The organism is Cellvibrio sp. 25HG11W-0 (genome assembly GCF_057815475.1).
Genome location: NZ_CM174230.1, coordinates 603,928 through 622,524 on the forward strand (window position 1 = coordinate 603,928; position 18,597 = coordinate 622,524).

27 protein-coding genes are annotated in these 18,597 nt (G+C 45.1%); 20 read left to right on the top strand and 7 right to left on the bottom strand.

Translation table 11 applies throughout. The features are described 5' to 3' along the window. Positions 1-30: 30 nt before the first annotated feature. On the bottom strand, positions 31-303 hold the full coding sequence (locus AC0KUT_RS02640) for a helix-turn-helix domain-containing protein (protein ID WP_488833309.1): 273 nt from the start codon (positions 301-303) through the stop codon (positions 31-33). A 144-nt stretch (positions 304-447) separates the two neighbouring features. Here AC0KUT_RS02640 and AC0KUT_RS02645 point away from each other — a divergent pair, with 144 nt between their 5' ends. The 12 genes from AC0KUT_RS02645 to AC0KUT_RS02700 all read left to right on the top strand — a co-directional run bounded on the left by AC0KUT_RS02645 (position 448) and on the right by AC0KUT_RS02700 (position 9,811). Further along, positions 448-720 (top strand): hypothetical protein, encoded by a 273-nt coding sequence (locus AC0KUT_RS02645; protein ID WP_488833311.1) that lies wholly within the window; start codon positions 448-450, stop codon positions 718-720. Next, positions 720-956: a MerR family transcriptional regulator gene (locus AC0KUT_RS02650; protein ID WP_488833313.1), complete on the top strand. Its 237-nt coding sequence runs from the start codon at positions 720-722 to the stop codon at positions 954-956. Before AC0KUT_RS02645 ends, AC0KUT_RS02650 begins: the two co-directional genes overlap by 1 nt. Positions 957-1,223: 267 nt before the next feature. Continuing rightward, a complete protein-coding gene (locus tag AC0KUT_RS02655; RefSeq protein WP_488833315.1) occupies positions 1,224-1,547 on the top strand; it encodes a hypothetical protein in 324 nt (107 codons plus the stop codon). Positions 1,548-1,559: 12 nt separating this feature from the next. Then, on the top strand, positions 1,560-1,796 hold the full coding sequence (locus AC0KUT_RS02660) for a hypothetical protein (protein WP_488833316.1): 237 nt from the start codon (positions 1,560-1,562) through the stop codon (positions 1,794-1,796). A gap of 2 nt (positions 1,797-1,798) precedes the next feature. Next, a complete protein-coding gene (locus tag AC0KUT_RS02665) occupies positions 1,799-2,026 on the top strand; it encodes a major capsid protein (RefSeq protein ID WP_488833318.1) in 228 nt (75 codons plus the stop codon). A gap of 146 nt (positions 2,027-2,172) precedes the next feature. Next, positions 2,173-3,450: a virulence factor TspB C-terminal domain-related protein gene (locus AC0KUT_RS02670; protein WP_488833320.1), complete on the top strand. Its 1,278-nt coding sequence runs from the start codon at positions 2,173-2,175 to the stop codon at positions 3,448-3,450. Positions 3,451-3,454: 4 nt separating this feature from the next. After that, positions 3,455-3,838, top strand: a complete 384-nt coding sequence (locus AC0KUT_RS02675; RefSeq protein WP_488833321.1) for a DUF2523 domain-containing protein — start codon at positions 3,455-3,457, stop codon at positions 3,836-3,838. After that, on the top strand, positions 3,839-4,909 hold the full coding sequence (locus AC0KUT_RS02680; protein WP_488833323.1) for a zonular occludens toxin domain-containing protein: 1,071 nt from the start codon (positions 3,839-3,841) through the stop codon (positions 4,907-4,909). It begins immediately after the preceding gene. Between the two features lie 107 nt (positions 4,910-5,016). Beyond that, positions 5,017-6,303 (top strand): hypothetical protein, encoded by a 1,287-nt coding sequence (locus AC0KUT_RS02685; protein ID WP_488833324.1) that lies wholly within the window; start codon positions 5,017-5,019, stop codon positions 6,301-6,303. Continuing rightward, complete coding sequence (locus AC0KUT_RS02690) at positions 6,300-7,274, top strand: phage integrase (RefSeq protein ID WP_488833325.1); 975 nt, start codon at positions 6,300-6,302, stop codon at positions 7,272-7,274. The genes AC0KUT_RS02685 and AC0KUT_RS02690 overlap by 4 nt, the downstream gene beginning before the upstream one ends. 702 nt (positions 7,275-7,976) lie before the next feature. Then, a complete protein-coding gene (locus tag AC0KUT_RS02695; protein ID WP_488833302.1) occupies positions 7,977-8,921 on the top strand; it encodes a DNA-methyltransferase in 945 nt (314 codons plus the stop codon). Then, complete coding sequence (locus AC0KUT_RS02700; RefSeq protein ID WP_488833304.1) at positions 8,918-9,811, top strand: hypothetical protein; 894 nt, start codon at positions 8,918-8,920, stop codon at positions 9,809-9,811. Before AC0KUT_RS02695 ends, AC0KUT_RS02700 begins: the two co-directional genes overlap by 4 nt. A gap of 356 nt (positions 9,812-10,167) precedes the next feature. Here the strand turns inward: AC0KUT_RS02700 and tnpC are convergent, their stop codons facing one another. The 6 genes from tnpC to AC0KUT_RS02730 all read right to left on the bottom strand — a co-directional run bounded on the left by tnpC (position 10,168) and on the right by AC0KUT_RS02730 (position 13,906). Next, positions 10,168-11,715 (bottom strand): IS66 family transposase, encoded by a 1,548-nt coding sequence (gene tnpC, locus AC0KUT_RS02705; protein ID WP_488829883.1) that lies wholly within the window; start codon positions 11,713-11,715, stop codon positions 10,168-10,170. A gap of 41 nt (positions 11,716-11,756) precedes the next feature. Beyond that, positions 11,757-12,104 carry an IS66 family insertion sequence element accessory protein TnpB gene (tnpB, locus tag AC0KUT_RS02710; protein WP_488829882.1) on the bottom strand — a complete coding sequence of 116 codons (348 nt, stop codon included), beginning with the start codon at positions 12,102-12,104 and terminating at the stop codon, positions 11,757-11,759. After that, a complete protein-coding gene (gene tnpA / locus AC0KUT_RS02715; protein WP_488829881.1) occupies positions 12,104-12,394 on the bottom strand; it encodes an IS66 family insertion sequence element accessory protein TnpA in 291 nt (96 codons plus the stop codon). The genes tnpB and tnpA overlap by 1 nt, the downstream gene beginning before the upstream one ends. A gap of 305 nt (positions 12,395-12,699) precedes the next feature. Then, complete coding sequence (locus AC0KUT_RS02720; protein WP_488833305.1) at positions 12,700-12,999, bottom strand: hypothetical protein; 300 nt, start codon at positions 12,997-12,999, stop codon at positions 12,700-12,702. 4 nt (positions 13,000-13,003) lie between these two features. After that, positions 13,004-13,594, bottom strand: coding sequence for a hypothetical protein (locus AC0KUT_RS02725; protein ID WP_488833307.1), 591 nt, complete (start codon positions 13,592-13,594; stop codon positions 13,004-13,006). A gap of 39 nt (positions 13,595-13,633) precedes the next feature. Then, positions 13,634-13,906, bottom strand: coding sequence for a helix-turn-helix domain-containing protein (locus tag AC0KUT_RS02730; protein ID WP_488833309.1), 273 nt, complete (start codon positions 13,904-13,906; stop codon positions 13,634-13,636). A gap of 144 nt (positions 13,907-14,050) precedes the next feature. Between AC0KUT_RS02730 and AC0KUT_RS02735 the strand changes: the two genes are divergently transcribed. From AC0KUT_RS02735 to AC0KUT_RS02770, 8 genes are all read left to right on the top strand, one after another. Continuing rightward, on the top strand, positions 14,051-14,323 hold the full coding sequence (locus tag AC0KUT_RS02735) for a hypothetical protein (protein WP_488833311.1): 273 nt from the start codon (positions 14,051-14,053) through the stop codon (positions 14,321-14,323). Beyond that, positions 14,323-14,559, top strand: a complete 237-nt coding sequence (locus AC0KUT_RS02740; RefSeq protein WP_488833313.1) for a MerR family transcriptional regulator — start codon at positions 14,323-14,325, stop codon at positions 14,557-14,559. Before AC0KUT_RS02735 ends, AC0KUT_RS02740 begins: the two co-directional genes overlap by 1 nt. A gap of 267 nt (positions 14,560-14,826) precedes the next feature. Next, the gene (locus AC0KUT_RS02745) at positions 14,827-15,150 is read left to right on the top strand and encodes a hypothetical protein (protein ID WP_488833315.1); all 324 of its coding nucleotides are present in this window, start codon (positions 14,827-14,829) and stop codon (positions 15,148-15,150) included. 12 nt (positions 15,151-15,162) lie between these two features. Next, a complete protein-coding gene (locus tag AC0KUT_RS02750; protein ID WP_488833316.1) occupies positions 15,163-15,399 on the top strand; it encodes a hypothetical protein in 237 nt (78 codons plus the stop codon). Positions 15,400-15,401: 2 nt separating this feature from the next. Continuing rightward, positions 15,402-15,629 carry a major capsid protein gene (locus tag AC0KUT_RS02755; protein ID WP_488833318.1) on the top strand — a complete coding sequence of 76 codons (228 nt, stop codon included), beginning with the start codon at positions 15,402-15,404 and terminating at the stop codon, positions 15,627-15,629. A gap of 146 nt (positions 15,630-15,775) precedes the next feature. Next, positions 15,776-17,053, top strand: a complete 1,278-nt coding sequence (locus AC0KUT_RS02760) for a virulence factor TspB C-terminal domain-related protein (protein WP_488833320.1) — start codon at positions 15,776-15,778, stop codon at positions 17,051-17,053. A 4-nt stretch (positions 17,054-17,057) separates the two neighbouring features. Further along, complete coding sequence (locus AC0KUT_RS02765; RefSeq protein WP_488833321.1) at positions 17,058-17,441, top strand: DUF2523 domain-containing protein; 384 nt, start codon at positions 17,058-17,060, stop codon at positions 17,439-17,441. Beyond that, a complete protein-coding gene (locus tag AC0KUT_RS02770; protein ID WP_488833323.1) occupies positions 17,442-18,512 on the top strand; it encodes a zonular occludens toxin domain-containing protein in 1,071 nt (356 codons plus the stop codon). The last annotated feature ends 85 nt before the right edge of the window (positions 18,513-18,597 follow it).

Below are 18,597 nucleotides of genomic sequence, written 5' to 3' on the forward strand. Positions count from 1 at the left end.
TCCATCTACTGGCAACCTTGGCCGCAATAATTAGGCCTTCCCTTGTGTTCTTAATTCACTCAGGGCGGACTTTGTCATCGGGCTTATTTGGCCCGCTTCGGCTATTTCTTTTTCATAGGCAAGCCACACCATAAATTCTGGGTATGTGGTTCCTATAGCCTCTATTTCTTCGTGTCTGACTTTTGCTCTACCGGAAAAAATGTTTGTGATGCGGGTATAGGGGATCCCTACCTTCAAGGCGAACTTTTCGCGCGTCATTCCCTCGCCTTCGATTATTAGTTTAATTCTATCTTCTATTTCCATAGCAATAGCTAACATCAATTTTACATGGTAATATTAAGATTCTACTATTACATAGTAATATAGATTCTCGCGATTTGTGGTTCATTGTGGCTCACCGTGGTTTAAAAGCCAAGCCCTGAACCTAAACACAAAAGGGTGCTTGCTATGTCTATTCCGTCTGTCTCTTTGTCTACTGGTTGCGGGTTTGCCTTCCTGTTGACCTTTAATTCCGGTGTTTTCCTTGCTCGCCCTTATGAAGTCCTCCTTCCTGTATTTCTGTCGTCGTCTAGTTGCACTCACGCGGTCAATCTTGGTGAAAAAGATTTCACTTTGTTTCTGGCTAATGCCTTTCTGATTTTTCCAATCGCTGAACTCCCAAAATTCAAACAATTTTTGGTTGAAGTCGATGCCTTCACTCTTGCTAAGGAAGCCGCTTAATGTCTCTGGATCATCAAACCATTGTTTCCCTAACTGCTTTGCCGCCTGTGTCGTCACAAGCACAATTTGCATCCTTCATGGGCACTACAAAAGATACGGTGCGTGGCCTTGTAGAAACTGACGCTTTACCGCATGTAAAAATTGGGCGTCAACGTTTCATCAATGTCATTAAGTTTGTTGCTGACCTGCAAGCGGGTAAAACCGTTTTTACGCGTGGGGATTACAGCAATGACTAGCAAACAACTCCTGACTGTTTTCATTTTGTTTTTGGTCTTCATGTTCTTGATGGCTTGTGTGTCCGTGTATCAAAACACTCATGCCTGCACTGTCGCTTTCCTTCCCGCCGGACTCTTCGGCGTTACTCCCTTGGACACTACCCACGTAAGCGGCGGTATGCGGACTGCCTGTGGGTTTGTGTCCCCTTTTATTCTCGATTTCTGCGCTGACAAGCTGGGGCGTGGGATTAACTTAACTGCCAGCTCTTTGACTTAATGGTGAATGCAATGAATCAAACTATGTCTGTTGAACTTTATGGTGCCTCTCTCGCTGATGTTGACGGTAAAAAATACGCCTCTCTTTATGTTGGCCAGCAAGTGCTTGATGAAGATGAAGAGGGTGCGAAGGGTATCGTTGTTATGAAATTGCCTTGCGACCCTTCTGTATATGAAAGCCTGCGACTTCCTAAATATCCCGCTTCTGTTGATATTCAAGTACGACTCAAAAAAGCGGCTGGCGGTCGTATGGGGCAACACTGCGTTGCTATCACACCACGCAGCATGGCCTCTATGCGCGCGGATTCTTCTTCATCAGCTCCGACTAAAAGCTAAGGGTGATTAGTCGTGGCTGAATATCTCAGGTGCGAAACGGGAATTGTCATTGTTGACGGTTCCCCTTCTTGCTCCGCATGGCAAACCGTTTCTGAGGATGAATTGCTTGGCGCTGTTGTTCGTTCCTCCATCCTCACCCAAGAGGATTTTTGGACACTGGGCGGCGGCGTCACGGCAATCATGATTACCGTGATCGGTATTCGTGTTTTATTAAAGTTGTTTAACTCTTCCATTACTAAAGGTGAATAGCCATGAAAAATGCGTTTGTTTTACTTCGTTCTAAAGGTGTCAAGTTCGGTGCTGCTGTATCGGCTTTAACACTGACTGCAAGTGCCAATGCCGCCAGTGTTTTGCCTACAACTTTCGGTGCGGATATGGATTCTGTTAGCAGTGATATCACCACCGTTGGCGGTGCCTTAATTGGCTTGGCCGTTGTGGCCGTGGGCATTAAATGGGTTAAGGCCACTTTCTTCGGTTAATAGCCCTTGTGGCTTCGTTCTGCTGGGAGCTTCGGCTCCCTTTTCTTTTTAAGAGGGTTCGAACATGTTTTTTGATCCTTACGCGTTTCTACTCTGGGTTTACTTGGTCGCGTTATTTCTCTTAGCTGATGCGGTATAGGTGGCTTATGAAAATTATTGTTCTTGTGCTGACATTTTTAGCATCCATTGCTTTTTCGTCACTGTCTCATTCTGCTGCGCCTACGTGCCTTAAAAGAGCCGCTATTTATAGTAATTCTGGTTACTCTTGCGCTACCGTTTTGCCCGGCTCTGTAGAAATTAATCGTGAATATGGCATAAATCTTAATAATCCTGATCAGGCACGTGTTGAGTGCGCGGTGGTGTCCACTTGCTCATGTCCTGAGGGTCAACACTTAAACACGATTATCACAGGCAGCGGCACTACTCAAACATCCTGTATTGATGATGAGCCTCCTGAACCTGATGAGTGTAATCCCCCCCAAGTTATGTACGAGGGCTTTTGCCGTGATCCTGAGGATTCCCCTGATGATTGCGGCTCGACGTACTCCACGGCTATTGCAGTAGGTGGTGGTTTTATTTGCGGTAACGGTGGTTGCTCTGCCGGACAAAATGCCTCTGTCTATACCACGGCAAATGGTTCGTGGAATGTGTGTGGTGATAACTCGCCACCTACCGATGATCCACCTTCCTCTTCACCCTCTAATGGTTCGGCCCCGTCTAACACCTCTGCAGGTTCTAACACGTCATCAGGTTCGGGTGATGGATCAAACGATAACGGCTCCGGCTCGGGTTCTGGTAGCGGGTCTGGCAATGGTACGGGTACAGGTGTTGGCGATGGGTCGGGGTCGGGCAATACCTCTGCGGCGTCTTCCTCTGTTGGTTCTGGCTCGGGTACAGGAGAGCAGGGCGATGGTGATGGCTCGGCTACCGCTGCCGATTGTTCTACCAATCCTGCATGTGATGGCGACCCTGTGCAGTGCGCCATTCTCACGCAGCTGTGGTTAAACAACTGCAAAGGCTTTGATGATACCAACACCAATAACCCTGTTAACGACAACCAACAAATTCAAGCCAACTTTGAAGCCGTTGTAAATTCCCCCAGTCCCACTACGGATGCTAACGGTCAATTAACCGCGCTCGGTTCTTCCGGCAGCGGTGGTGGTGATGGCTCGGGTAATGGTGATGGAAGTTGTGATGGTGATACCTGCTCCGGTAGTGCCTTCGATTTTTCTGGATTGGATGGTGCGGCGGCCTCGGGTGCGGGTGGTACTTGTCCTTCAGATCGCTCTATTACCTTGGCCCTCGGTACTTACAATATTTCTTATCAACCCCTATGCGATTTTGCGGGCCAGATATCAGGTCTTGTGATTCTGATTTTCTCCTATTTAGGCTCCGTCATTATTTATCGCGCAATCGAGTGGTGATTTTATGCTGCCTGTCTTTGGTTTTATCCTGAATGCTATTCGTTACCTCTACGCCTTAATTCTGCCGTTCTTCGGTCAGTTCTTTTCCCGCTTGGCGATATTTTTCGCATGGCTGCTGCCCTTCGCGGTGGAGAAGGTCATTAACTTATTGGGCTTCTCGGTGGTGTCCTATGCGGGCGTTTCCGTGGTGGTCGATAAGCTCTCTGATTTTATTTTGTCAAAACTCAACGGCCTGCCTGCCGATATGCTGCAAATATTTTTGATCATGAAATTAGATGCAGGTTTTAAAATCATGCTCACGGCCATGACCATTGCCATAGGGTTAAAACTCGCCTTTAAATCAACAACCGTGGTCTGGAAAAAGCCCGGCTCTCCATGGGAGGCCTAAATGATTTATCTATTTACGGGTGCGCCTGGTTCTTCTAAAACACTCAATGTCATTAAGTTGATATCAGAAGATAAAACCTTTAAAGATCGCACGATTTATTATCACCGCATTAAAGAGCTAAAACTGCCGTGGATCAGTCTGGATGAATCCGAGGTTAAGGAATGGGATACCTTGCCTGATGGTTCGGTGCTGGTGGTCGATGAGGCCCAGTATTTAATTCCGGTACGTGATCCGCGTAAACCTATCCCTGAATGGATTCTCAAAATGTCGGAGCATCGTCATAAGGGCTTCGACTTAGTCTTTATGACCCAATCCCCAAACCTGCTTGATGCGGGTTTTCGGCGCTTTGTAGGCCGCCACACCCACATAGAAAGAATCTTCGGCATGGAGTCTGCCAAGTGGCTTACGTGGGAAAAGTGCGTTACTGATGTTGATGATCATTTCAAACGCAAAGAAGCGGTGATTAAGCGGGTAGGGTTCGATAAGAAATACTTCGGGACCTACAAATCAGCAGAAGTGCACACCCATAAACAAAAAATTCCGCTCAAGGTTTTTATTCCCTTTATCGCCTTGATTGTCCTAATCGGCTTAATCGTTCACTTTGTCTCGTCGTGGCGTGATCGCGGTCATGTGGATGATATCGCCTCGTCATTACCCTCAATGCCGTCTGTTGCTGATATAGCCGGCACTGGTTCCAACCTGCAAAGCTTCAAGTCTGGATCGGCTGAACATATCACCACAGAGCAATACATCGCGCTCCATACTCCGAGGCTGCCTGATGTTCCTTGGTCGGCGCCTGTCTATGATGGCTTAACCGCCCCTAAATCATTTCCTCGGCCGCAATGCATTCGCTTTAACCGAGGTTTTGAGCGTCCACCCGTGTGCAAGTGCTTCACTCAACAGGCCACACCCTTAGCCATTTCAGAAGCCGCCTGTAATCGTTATGTAAACCACGGATATTTTGACTACACCAAACCTGATAACTACAACTCCGATGGTTCCTCTCAGGAGGGCTCAGCCGCAAAAGGGCGCGATCAGGGCTTGCCCCGCGCCCTTGCGGCGACCCTCTGACGTCTCTGTAACACGTTAATAATAAGGGGGGTGCATCGACACACAGAACCACAAACCAACACAAATTTGCTCTTTTTCTTAAACCGCTTTTTTAAGGAATCCGCACAATGCGTTATGAAAACAAGTTTTGGAATCGGCACGGTTCCCAATTTATAAACCAGTCTCAAACGGTTGATCTTTCCGGCTTAAAATATCTTCACTCCGGTGTCGATACGATTAAGCAGCTTTATAATTGCATCATCAAACCTGATGTATTGAAGCTCGTTCAGTCTGCCTATGACTCTACGGCGCAATACATGACTATCGGCGATATCGATTGGCTCCTGACGCGCTCTAGTAAGTCCTCGGGCTATCAGTTCATTTTGAAAAATCTTGATCTTGGCTTTGTTGTGCTGCTGAAGTCTTTTTATGCTGAAGAGGATTTAAGCGGTTCTCACTTAAAGATTGAATGTACGCCTCAATTAATTTCTCAGCATTCGCCTAGCTCGCTCACTGCTGAAATTAACGCTATAGCTTCTCTCTTCTGTTTACAGCTCGTTCCTTCTGGGGTGTCTTGTCATATTGCTGTCGATGTAAAAGGCTTTCAGGTGCCTGCAGATTTGGAATCTCGGTTAGTGGCTAAGGCTAAGCGTCAATACAGATTTAATTCGATCTCTGAGGCTCAATTGCAGCTTAACGAAACTGCAGTGATCTATGGGGCGGGGCAGTCTTATACCTTTGGCTCTGCGGGTGCTTTGCAGTTTTGTATTTACGATAAAACGGCTGAGGCTTTGAAGTCTGACAAGCTGGATTTCTGGTCGGGTATTTGGTCTAAGGTTCCTTCTTCAGATTTTAACGGTGACTTTTCCAATCTTGATTCCATGTCTGAATATTCCACTGTGGATACGGTTCACCGGATTGAGGCTCGTTTTCATCACTCGGTTGTAAATCAATTTTGTTGGGGCACTAAAGCTGCTGATGGAAAAAATATTGTTATTAAAACCTATGCTGATTTGGCGCCTCACCTTACCGCGCTTTGGCAGTACGCGTTAAATAACTTTAGGCTGCAGCACTCCACCAGCTATATCGACCCTGTGTGGCAAGCTCTGATCGAAGATGTCGAGTTTTTTTGTCCGGTGCCTGATCTTGATTATCGTCGTCAACCTAAGCCGCCTTCTCAAAATACCCGTCGCAATGTTGCTTTCTGGCTGGGTAATCAGATCCGGCTCTATGCTCGCAAGCGTTATACCGCTGATTTCGTCGTTTCTAAAATTCTTTCTTGTGGTCTAGAAGCTGAGCTTTCTGATTATTTCAGTGTTCGGCTTTTTGGTGAATCTGATTTACTTGCTGAAGTTTTGCATCACTTCGTTTCTGAAAAAATGCGTTTACTAACTCTTGGCGGTGTTGCTGCATGATTAAGCGTTTGTCTAATGGTCGCTATCGTTTAGATTTTTATCCTGCGGGTTCTTCTGGCCCTCGTATTGTCCGTGTCCGCGCTACTAAACAAGAACTAAAAATCTTGCAGGCTAAGTATGAGCTTGATTATCAGGCCGCACCTGATCGCTTTACGGTTGATCGTCGGCGTTTATCTGACTTAGTGAACCTTTGGTATTCGGTGCATGGTGCTACGCTTCGTGATGCAAAATATCGCCTTTCTCGCACGCTCGCTATTTGTGAGGCTTTGGGTGATCCTGCGGTTGATAAGTTTTCGGCTGCGTTGTTTTCTCGCTATCGTGAAAAGCGTTTAACTGAGGTTTCTGTTTCTACGGTCAATCATGAAACTCGTTATCTTCGGGCTGTTTTTGCTGAGCTTATTCGCCTGGAGCAATTTCACGGTGCTAATCCTCTCGCTAACATTCGCACTTTTGCGGAGCGTGAAAGGGAGCTGTCTTTTCTCTCTGTCGAACAAATACCTTTGCTCTTGGCTGAGTGCGATAAATCTACCAATAATCACTGTGGGGCGGTTGCGCGGTTGTGTCTGGCTACGGGTGCCCGTTGGAGTGAGGCAAACAATCTTTCGCCTGCCAATTTGCTCGCTGATCGCGTGATTTACTCGGACACTAAAAACGGTCGTGTGCGTGTGGTGCCGCTTAAACCTGAGTTGGTCTTGCAGCTTCGTGCGGTGGCTTTTCCGGTGGGTTCTCGTTTGTTTACAAGCTGTAAGGGGGCTTTTAGGAAAGCTGTCGAACGCTCCGGTATTGTCTTGCCTGATGGTCAACTTACCCACGTTCTCCGGCATACCTTCGCAAGTCATTTCTTGATCAATGGTGGGGATATTCTCGCCCTGCAAAGAGTTCTCGGTCACTCTGACCTGAAAGTCACTATGCGTTATGCTCACTTGGCCCCTGACTACATGGCAAAAGTTCGCGACCTTTCCCCCATTTGATTTTTATTGCTGATGTGGGCGTCCGGTTAGGACGTAAGGGCGCGTGAGCGCGGGTAGTGTGGTCAACAACGCAACACGGTGTTTCCGGCTCTGGTGGTCTATCGCGTTTTGTCCACACGGCAAAGGGTGGCAATCACCTATCACGGGTGTGCACTCAAGCTGCTTTTACTTCGGGGATTTGTTTTTAAGAGAAGTTGGTAAGTTTTTGGTAAGTCATAAAAAAAGGTTTGCAAGCGCTAACCTGCAAACCCTTTCTAAATATGGTAGCTAGAGGCGGACTTGAACCGCCGACCCCAGCATTATGAGAGCGGATAACCTACCCACACTCAACCTCAACTCCTTGTAAATCAATGGCTTAATTCCATGCTAAAACTTACTAAAACATAAAAATAAGCAAATTATAGCTATTAGTGTGGTTAATCTTTTCGATAGTTGGGTAGGCATTCTATTTTTTAGCTCAAGCTTGATAATATATTATGTATATACAATAATGCGCCCCATGATTAAATCATCCCCATCGAAACGTGGTAGGCCTCGAAAGCTAGATAGTGCTTCCGAAGTACTACCTCCTGTTCGTGTAACTCCATCGCAAAAAGACACATATAAAGACGCTGCTAAATTTGCAGGGTTGTCTCTTTCTGCTTGGTTAATAGAAGCGGCTGAAGATAAATTATCTCGGCAGCTGGAATCAGGAGAGCAATAGTGTCTAGCGGACAATTAGTCGAGCAAGATAATTTCTTTGAAAAGGAGCTTAAAGGTAAAAGACGAAAGAGAAAGAAAGGTAGTTTGTTTTCTCCAGTTTATGAGCGTAAAAATGGAACTTTATTCGAAGGTGACTCAATAGAATGGCTCAAAACTCTTGAAACGGAGTCAGTAGATCTTATTTTTGCGGATCCACCTTATAATATTAATAAGGCTGACTGGGATAAGTTTGAAACTCAAGAGAAGTATATTGAATGGTCCATGCAGTGGATATCTGAAGCTTATAGAGTGCTTAAAAAAGAAGGAACTTTGTATGTTTGCGGCTTTTCAGAGATATTGGCTGATATTAAACATCCGTCGATGAAATATTTTAAAACTTGTCGTTGGCTTATTTGGCACTATAAAAATAAAGCGAATTTAGGTAATGACTGGGGGCGGTCTCATGAAAGTATTCTTCATTTGCGTAAGTCAAAAAAGCAAGTTTTTAATGTGGATGATGTGAGAATTCCATATAGCGGGCATACCCTGAAATATCCTTCACATCCGCAAGCTGAAACGAGTCAGTATAATAATGGAGGGAAGAGAGTCGATGTTTGGACTCCTCATCCAAGAGGGGCTAAACCTAGAGATGTACTTGAGGTTCCAACTACTTGTAACGGTATGGGAGAAAAAACAGAACATCCTACTCAAAAACCTGAAGAGTTGGTTCGTAAATTTATTTTGGCTTCTTCTAATGAGGGGGATCTTGTAATTGATCCCTTTTCAGGTTCAGGCACAACGGCTGCTGTTGCTGAACAGTTAGGAAGGTCTTGGGCGGCTTGTGATATTGAGCCTGAATATAATAAGTGGGCTATGGACAGGCTTGATAGAGTTGTTTATAGGACCAAAGATCAGTGGATCGAATTTGATCGACTAAATGACAAAAGAAGGAATTCAATTAGATGAATTTGAAGCAATTGGTTTCACATACGCTTAACAAAGACAATTTTTTGAGTATTGAGGACTTTTTAGATTTTCCGAAGTTCTATCTTGAGTTTATAAAGGAAAACTTACAGGCTGTAATTGTCTCTAAAAACGAAAATCACTATCGTTTTCTTCAGTATAAAAGTGATGGAACTTATAATGTAACAAGGCCAATTAATTCAAATTTGTTTTATTCCTTCGAGGAGTTTGAAGTTCAGTCACTTAAGTTTAAGGATTTAATTGGAAATATAAGGGAGCAAGACTTTGATACGGCTGAAAATAGGGAGTTGATAAATCGGTTGGTTTATTCATCCCAGCAATCTATTGGCGCTTGTTTGGATGCTCTTCCTGCGAATCAGTCAAATACTGCTCGTAAACTAAATGGTGATTTGTTTGAAAGGTTTATACGTTTAATTATTGAGCGATGTGGCCTTGAGGTAACTGAAGGAACTATTCGTGTTCCAGTTGAAGTCGATGGGCAAGAAGCTTTTAAGATGAATTATCAGCATGATCTTAACTTAATCAAAGATGGGGAAGTAATGGCCATTGGTTCGGTTAAAACATCGAGTAAGGATCGCTTAGATAAAGTCTTCATTGATAAGTTTTTATATAACAGACTTACTGAAAAAGCTACGCCTCATTTTGCAGTTTTTTTGAATGATGTTCAAAGAAAAGGTCAGGAGGGTAAGTATGGAATTAGTGCAACTTTTCTACCTGGGCATTTTAAAGGTTATACCGTAAAACTAAATCCTTTGGATGGTGTGTACTATTGTGATATTCGTCCAAATATGATTACTGAGCCAATCTTAAGGGATCATATAAAGACCTTTGATCATTTCCTATTTTCCGACATGTGGAGCTTTATTGAGTAGATTTTTTAAAGTTATACTAGTGGTGTTTGTTGAGTTTTAATTTCTTTGCTTTATTATCTTTCTGATAATTTTGACTTATAATTCATCATTAGTTAATTTTTTATTTCGCTGTTTTCCTGATGTCGATTTCTCTGAATTGATTCGTTTATTTTTCACTTTTTTAAAAGTAGGTCATGCCAGCTCTTCAATGGCTTCATTGTTTTATTGTAAGTATTGTTATTGATCATTTTTTCCAACTTCCCTTCCTCCATCGAGTGGCAACCTTGGCCGCTATTTTTAGGCCTTCCCTTGAGTTCTTAATTCACTCATTGTTTTCTTTGTCATTGGGCTTATTTGCCCTGCTTCTGGGTAAGCGTCTAACCAACCACACCTAGATTTACTTGCCAAGGCATCAAATCTTCAAGTCCATCATCTGTATTGCGCTTAGGGATTTCTGTCAGCAAATGCTCAACATACTTTACCGGATTCAGACCATTTGCCTTAGCCGTTTCGATAATCGAATATAAAATCGCGCTGGCTCTCGCACCGCTGGCGGTGTTGCTAAACAGCCAGTTTTTGCGGCCGATCACAAAGGGTTTTACGGCGCGCTCCGCGCGATTATTGTCGATGCACAGTTGTCCGTGTTGTGTGTAGGTAGTGAGCTTTCTCCATTGTCGCAGCGTGTATGCGACCGCATGACCTAATGTGGATTTAGGGGGCGTCTGTTCCACTGATTTATCGAGCCATGCTTTAAATTCAGTGAGCAGCGGTACAGCATGCAACTGCCGCAGGGTATATTTTTCTTCCGGTGTTTTGTCGTTCAGTAGCGCTTCCACACGGTAGAGTTTCTGAATGTGCGCCACTGCCCAATCAGCACGGCCTACTTTGCCCTTTGGTTGTACTTTTTGCGCATCGGTAAATTTCCGGCGTGCATGAGCCATACAACCAGCCAGTGTTGCTTGAGTGCTTTCGTAAGCCGCATAACCATCAACCTGTAAATAGCCTTTATAGCCGCTTAGAAATTCTTTCGGGCAAGCAGCTGCGCGACTGGGTTGATAGTCGTAAATCACAATGTTGTTCGCGGAGCTGTTCGGATCAGGAGAATCTCTGCCGCTACAGTAGACCCACATGTAATTTTTTTTGTCATCCTGAAGCACTGTCACTGGCGTTTCATCTGCATGGATGGCGGTTTGTGTTAGCAGCGTTATTGTTAATCGCTGCAATAGCCTTTCAAGAACATCCGCACTACGCATTATCCAGTTGGACAGGGTGTTGCGATTGAGGTCGATATTCAGTTGCTTAAAAATAATTTCCTGGCGATACAGCGGCAGTGCCAATTGGTATTTATTGCCGATAATGTGTGCCAGCAAGCTGGGCGTGGCCATACTTTTGGGAATGGGGCTGGCTGGCACAGGGGCGATCACAATCGGCGTATTCGTATGGTTCTTTTCGCACTGACGACAGGCGTATTTCAGGCGCAGGGTTTCAATGACTTTTAAACTGGCGGGAATGTATTCTAGTTGTTCACTTTTTTCTTCGCCGATTTTGTGTAAGTCGCCATTACAGCAAGGGCACATTTTTTCTGTATCAGCGATATCAATTATGCGTGTTTCACGCGGCAAATCGGCGGGCAATGGTTTACGGCCGGTTTTCTTTTTAGTTGAAGTGGCGGCAGATGTGATATCCGCCGCTGTAGCGTCTGTTGTTATCTCTGCGTCACTGTCTGCACGGATTTCGTCTACTATTACTTCCGCTTCGTTAAATAACCAATCAAGTTGATCTGGGGATTTTTCTGAAGACGTGCCAAATTGGCGGCTTTGCGCCAGCTTGAATTGCTCACGCAGAAAACGAATTTCTTGCTCCAATATTTTATTTCGCTCTTTAAGCGAATCAATTTCGACAAGTAATTTATGAGAGTTTGGCATGGCCGTATTTTACTACGACCACCGAGGTTACATCAAAATAATTAACTGGCTTGCTGAAAAAATACCGGTTGATGCCCAATCACATCATAACCGCCTAGCAGCCACTGTAATTGTTGTTCACTCAAGGTAAGTGTTGCAGTTTGAATTTGTGTTGGCCACTTAAAGCGGGATTTTTCCAAACGTTTGTACCAGAGTACAAAGCCTGTAGCATCCCAATAAAGAATTTTCAGTTTATCGCGCGAGCGATTACAAAATACATACAGCGCAGGCTCAAATGCCGAGCGCTCCAACGCTTGCTCTATCACTACGACGAGGCCATTGATGGATTTGCGAAAATCGATAGCATCCTTGTACAGAAAAATAGCAGGCGGATCAACAAAGCAGCGCATTATGCAAGCGCCTTAATAACGTCCGCTAACCATTGCGCCGATACTCCCGTGGGCATACGCAGCTGTGTGGCACCGATGTGAAGCTGAATACTTTGGTTTTCGAGGGGTTTTGTCGTTATCGCAACAAAGCGATTTTCTGCGGGTTGCGTCGCCAATTGCTTTTTGCGTGTACTGAAATATTTATTATCAATCTCGCGCTCTGCGCAAAATGCCTTCGCGGTTTGTCCTGAGGCGGCTTGCTCCTTAATCAGTGCTCGCCATTGCTCTTGTGTTAATCTGGCCATCATCATTCCTCTGTTGAAAAAGGATTAGGCTAATGATTGGTGGCCAAAATGGGAATGTGTGCTTTATTGGACGCTTACGCTTCTGGTATCTCATCCCCATAGGCAAACCATAGCCTGTATTCCGGCCAAGCTTTGCCAATGGCTTCGATTTCTTCATGTCTGATTTTTGCTTTTTCGCTTATTACGTTTTCAAGCCGCTTTTTTCTATTCCTGTCCTTTCGCATAGCTCTACGTAGCTGATGCCTTCCAGTGTTTTAAATAGCTTAATTCCATCATGGATACTTCATTTTAAAGCTGCCTCTATTTTCTTGTTAAAATGGCAGCTGTAAATTAGATGCTTGGGCTGAGGCGTATAGTCTTTGAGCTAGGTTGTAATCGTTCCATTCTTGATTGGTATAAAATTGATAATTCTGCCCGTTCTTTTCATTATAATAAAGAGTAAATGCTCCTATGCAAGTTTCTGAGTCATAGGAGTATTTCAATACTACTTGAAAGTCTTGTCCCTTTAGGGTTACGGAATCATTCGCGTAATCAAACAACCAACTAAATGTTCCCCCTTCCGTTTTTGCAATAATATCTTTAACAAAACTTTTAATTTTTTCTGGCCACATAGAATTATTCCTCTTTTGAGTGTTTTATTTTTTCAGTACTGGCTTTTAGTGTTGAGATGGCATCCCGGAATTTCTTCTTTCTTGTTTCGGACATTGGTGCATCGATATTTGTGTGTTGAATTTGATGTAGGAACGTCTCGCAGTGGTCTAGTATGTTTCCGTTCTTTAGTTCAATTTCTGCATAGCCGATTGTTAAATACAACCTCCGAAAATATTGAAAGCATCTTAAGGCCGTCTCATAGTCTCCTTTTGTGTACTCTCTATGTGCTTCATCCAAAATTAAGAGGCATTCACTAGAAGTTGATGCTTTATTGAGAGCTTTATACCTGTTTAGTAACTTTTGCGATTCATCGCGAATACTGGTCGATATACTAACGCTATGAAAAATTTCTAGTGCTGCGATTACTACGCCAATGAAAGTTGTTATTGTTCCATAATAAGACAGCTTTTCGAGTGCTGTGGAATGCTCATTCAAAAAGTAATTGTGAAATATGACGCTTAAAGTGATAGTTAATATCGAAATTATGATGTGTCCCTTTCGATATCCACTAATTTCTTTTAATTTCTTAATTTTAAGAGTGATTTTCCCTCCCATTTCCCTTCCTCCATCTACTGGCAACCTTGGCCGCAATAATTAGGCCTTCCCTTGTGTTCTTAATTCACTCAGGGCGGACTTTGTCATCGGGCTTATTTGGCCCGCTTCGGCTATTTCTTTTTCATAGGCAAGCCACACCATAAATTCTGGGTATGTGGTTCCTATAGCCTCTATTTCTTCGTGTCTGACTTTTGCTCTACCGGAAAAAATGTTTGTGATGCGGGTATAGGGGATCCCTACCTTCAAGGCGAACTTTTCGCGCGTCATTCCCTCGCCTTCGATTATTAGTTTAATTCTATCTTCTATTTCCATAGCAATAGCTAACATCAATTTTACATGGTAATATTAAGATTCTACTATTGCATAGTAATATAGATTCTCGCGATTTGTGGTTCATTGTGGCTCACCGTGGTTTAAAAGCCAAGCCCTGAACCTAAACACAAAAGGGTGCTTGCTATGTCTATTCCGTCTGTCTCTTTGTCTACTGGTTGCGGGTTTGCCTTCCTGTTGACCTTTAATTCCGGTGTTTTCCTTGCTCGCCCTTATGAAGTCCTCCTTCCTGTATTTCTGTCGTCGTCTAGTTGCACTCACGCGGTCAATCTTGGTGAAAAAGATTTCACTTTGTTTCTGGCTAATGCCTTTCTGATTTTTCCAATCGCTGAACTCCCAAAATTCAAACAATTTTTGGTTGAAGTCGATGCCTTCACTCTTGCTAAGGAAGCCGCTTAATGTCTCTGGATCATCAAACCATTGTTTCCCTAACTGCTTTGCCGCCTGTGTCGTCACAAGCACAATTTGCATCCTTCATGGGCACTACAAAAGATACGGTGCGTGGCCTTGTAGAAACTGACGCTTTACCGCATGTAAAAATTGGGCGTCAACGTTTCATCAATGTCATTAAGTTTGTTGCTGACCTGCAAGCGGGTAAAACCGTTTTTACGCGTGGGGATTACAGCAATGACTAGCAAACAACTCCTGACTGTTTTCATTTTGTTTTTGGTCTTCATGTTCTTGATGGCTTGTGTGTCCGTGTATCAAAACACTCATGCCTGCACTGTCGCTTTCCTTCCCGCCGGACTCTTCGGCGTTACTCCCTTGGACACTACCCACGTAAGCGGCGGTATGCGGACTGCCTGTGGGTTTGTGTCCCCTTTTATTCTCGATTTCTGCGCTGACAAGCTGGGGCGTGGGATTAACTTAACTGCCAGCTCTTTGACTTAATGGTGAATGCAATGAATCAAACTATGTCTGTTGAACTTTATGGTGCCTCTCTCGCTGATGTTGACGGTAAAAAATACGCCTCTCTTTATGTTGGCCAGCAAGTGCTTGATGAAGATGAAGAGGGTGCGAAGGGTATCGTTGTTATGAAATTGCCTTGCGACCCTTCTGTATATGAAAGCCTGCGACTTCCTAAATATCCCGCTTCTGTTGATATTCAAGTACGACTCAAAAAAGCGGCTGGCGGTCGTATGGGGCAACACTGCGTTGCTATCACACCACGCAGCATGGCCTCTATGCGCGCGGATTCTTCTTCATCAGCTCCGACTAAAAGCTAAGGGTGATTAGTCGTGGCTGAATATCTCAGGTGCGAAACGGGAATTGTCATTGTTGACGGTTCCCCTTCTTGCTCCGCATGGCAAACCGTTTCTGAGGATGAATTGCTTGGCGCTGTTGTTCGTTCCTCCATCCTCACCCAAGAGGATTTTTGGACACTGGGCGGCGGCGTCACGGCAATCATGATTACCGTGATCGGTATTCGTGTTTTATTAAAGTTGTTTAACTCTTCCATTACTAAAGGTGAATAGCCATGAAAAATGCGTTTGTTTTACTTCGTTCTAAAGGTGTCAAGTTCGGTGCTGCTGTATCGGCTTTAACACTGACTGCAAGTGCCAATGCCGCCAGTGTTTTGCCTACAACTTTCGGTGCGGATATGGATTCTGTTAGCAGTGATATCACCACCGTTGGCGGTGCCTTAATTGGCTTGGCCGTTGTGGCCGTGGGCATTAAATGGGTTAAGGCCACTTTCTTCGGTTAATAGCCCTTGTGGCTTCGTTCTGCTGGGAGCTTCGGCTCCCTTTTCTTTTTAAGAGGGTTCGAACATGTTTTTTGATCCTTACGCGTTTCTACTCTGGGTTTACTTGGTCGCGTTATTTCTCTTAGCTGATGCGGTATAGGTGGCTTATGAAAATTATTGTTCTTGTGCTGACATTTTTAGCATCCATTGCTTTTTCGTCACTGTCTCATTCTGCTGCGCCTACGTGCCTTAAAAGAGCCGCTATTTATAGTAATTCTGGTTACTCTTGCGCTACCGTTTTGCCCGGCTCTGTAGAAATTAATCGTGAATATGGCATAAATCTTAATAATCCTGATCAGGCACGTGTTGAGTGCGCGGTGGTGTCCACTTGCTCATGTCCTGAGGGTCAACACTTAAACACGATTATCACAGGCAGCGGCACTACTCAAACATCCTGTATTGATGATGAGCCTCCTGAACCTGATGAGTGTAATCCCCCCCAAGTTATGTACGAGGGCTTTTGCCGTGATCCTGAGGATTCCCCTGATGATTGCGGCTCGACGTACTCCACGGCTATTGCAGTAGGTGGTGGTTTTATTTGCGGTAACGGTGGTTGCTCTGCCGGACAAAATGCCTCTGTCTATACCACGGCAAATGGTTCGTGGAATGTGTGTGGTGATAACTCGCCACCTACCGATGATCCACCTTCCTCTTCACCCTCTAATGGTTCGGCCCCGTCTAACACCTCTGCAGGTTCTAACACGTCATCAGGTTCGGGTGATGGATCAAACGATAACGGCTCCGGCTCGGGTTCTGGTAGCGGGTCTGGCAATGGTACGGGTACAGGTGTTGGCGATGGGTCGGGGTCGGGCAATACCTCTGCGGCGTCTTCCTCTGTTGGTTCTGGCTCGGGTACAGGAGAGCAGGGCGATGGTGATGGCTCGGCTACCGCTGCCGATTGTTCTACCAATCCTGCATGTGATGGCGACCCTGTGCAGTGCGCCATTCTCACGCAGCTGTGGTTAAACAACTGCAAAGGCTTTGATGATACCAACACCAATAACCCTGTTAACGACAACCAACAAATTCAAGCCAACTTTGAAGCCGTTGTAAATTCCCCCAGTCCCACTACGGATGCTAACGGTCAATTAACCGCGCTCGGTTCTTCCGGCAGCGGTGGTGGTGATGGCTCGGGTAATGGTGATGGAAGTTGTGATGGTGATACCTGCTCCGGTAGTGCCTTCGATTTTTCTGGATTGGATGGTGCGGCGGCCTCGGGTGCGGGTGGTACTTGTCCTTCAGATCGCTCTATTACCTTGGCCCTCGGTACTTACAATATTTCTTATCAACCCCTATGCGATTTTGCGGGCCAGATATCAGGTCTTGTGATTCTGATTTTCTCCTATTTAGGCTCCGTCATTATTTATCGCGCAATCGAGTGGTGATTTTATGCTGCCTGTCTTTGGTTTTATCCTGAATGCTATTCGTTACCTCTACGCCTTAATTCTGCCGTTCTTCGGTCAGTTCTTTTCCCGCTTGGCGATATTTTTCGCATGGCTGCTGCCCTTCGCGGTGGAGAAGGTCATTAACTTATTGGGCTTCTCGGTGGTGTCCTATGCGGGCGTTTCCGTGGTGGTCGATAAGCTCTCTGATTTTATTTTGTCAAAACTCAACGGCCTGCCTGCCGATATGCTGCAAATATTTTTGATCATGAAATTAGATGCAGGTTTTAAAATCATGCTCACGGCCATGACCATTGCCATAGGGTTAAAACTCGCCTTTAAATCAACAACCGTGGTCTGGAAAAAGCCCGGCTCTCCATGGGAGGCCTAAATGATTTATCTATTTACGGGTGCGCCTGGTTCTTCTAAAACACTCAATGTCATTAAGTTGATATCAGAAGATAAAACCTTTAAAGATCGCACGATTTATTATCACCGCATTAAAGAGCTAAAACTGCCGTGGATCAGTCTGGATGAATCCGAGGTTAAGGAATGGGATACCTTGCCTGATGGTTCGGTGCTGGTGGTCGATGAGGCCCAGTATTTAATTCCGGTACGTGATCCGCGTAAACCTATCCCTGAATGGATTCTCAAAATGTCGGAGCATCGTCATAAGGGCTTCGACTTAGTCTTTATGACCCAATCCCCAAACCTGCTTGATGCGGGTTTTCGGCGCTTTGTAGGCCGCCACACCCACATAGAAAGAATCTTCGGCATGGAGTCTGCCAAGTGGCTTACGTGGGAAAAGTGCGTTACTGATGTTGATGATCATTTCAAACGCAAAGAAGCGGTGATTAAGCGGGTAGGGTTCGATAAGAAATACTTCGGGACCTACAAATCAGCAGAAGTGCACACCCATAAACAAAAAATTCCGCTCAAGGTTTTTATTCCCTTTATCGCCTTGATTGTCCTAATCGGCTTAATCGTTCACTTTGTCTCGTCGTGGCGTGATCGCGGTCATGTGGATGATATCGCCTCGTCATTACCCTCAATGCCGTCTGTTGCTGATATAGCCGGCACTGGTTCCAACCTGCAAAGCTTCAAGTCTGGATCGGCTGAACATATCACCACAGAGCAATACATCGCGCTCCATACTCCGAGGCTGCCTGATGTTCCTTGGTCGGCGCCTGTCTATGATGGCTTAACCGCCCCTAAATCATTTCCTCGGCCGCAATGCATTCGCTTTAACCGAGGTTTTGAGCGTCCACCCGTGTGCAAGTGCTTCACTCAACAGGCCACACCCTTAGCCATTTCAGAAGCCGCCTGTAATCGTTATGTAAACCACGGATATTTTGACTACACCAAACCTGATAACTACAACTCCGATGGTTCCTCTCAGGAGGGCTCAGCCGCAAAAGGGCGCGATCAGGGCTTGCCCCGCGCCCTTGCGGCGACCCTCTGACGTCTCTGTAACACGTTAATAATAAGGGGGGTGCATCGACACACAGAACCACAAACCAACACAAATTTGCTCTTTTTCTTAAACC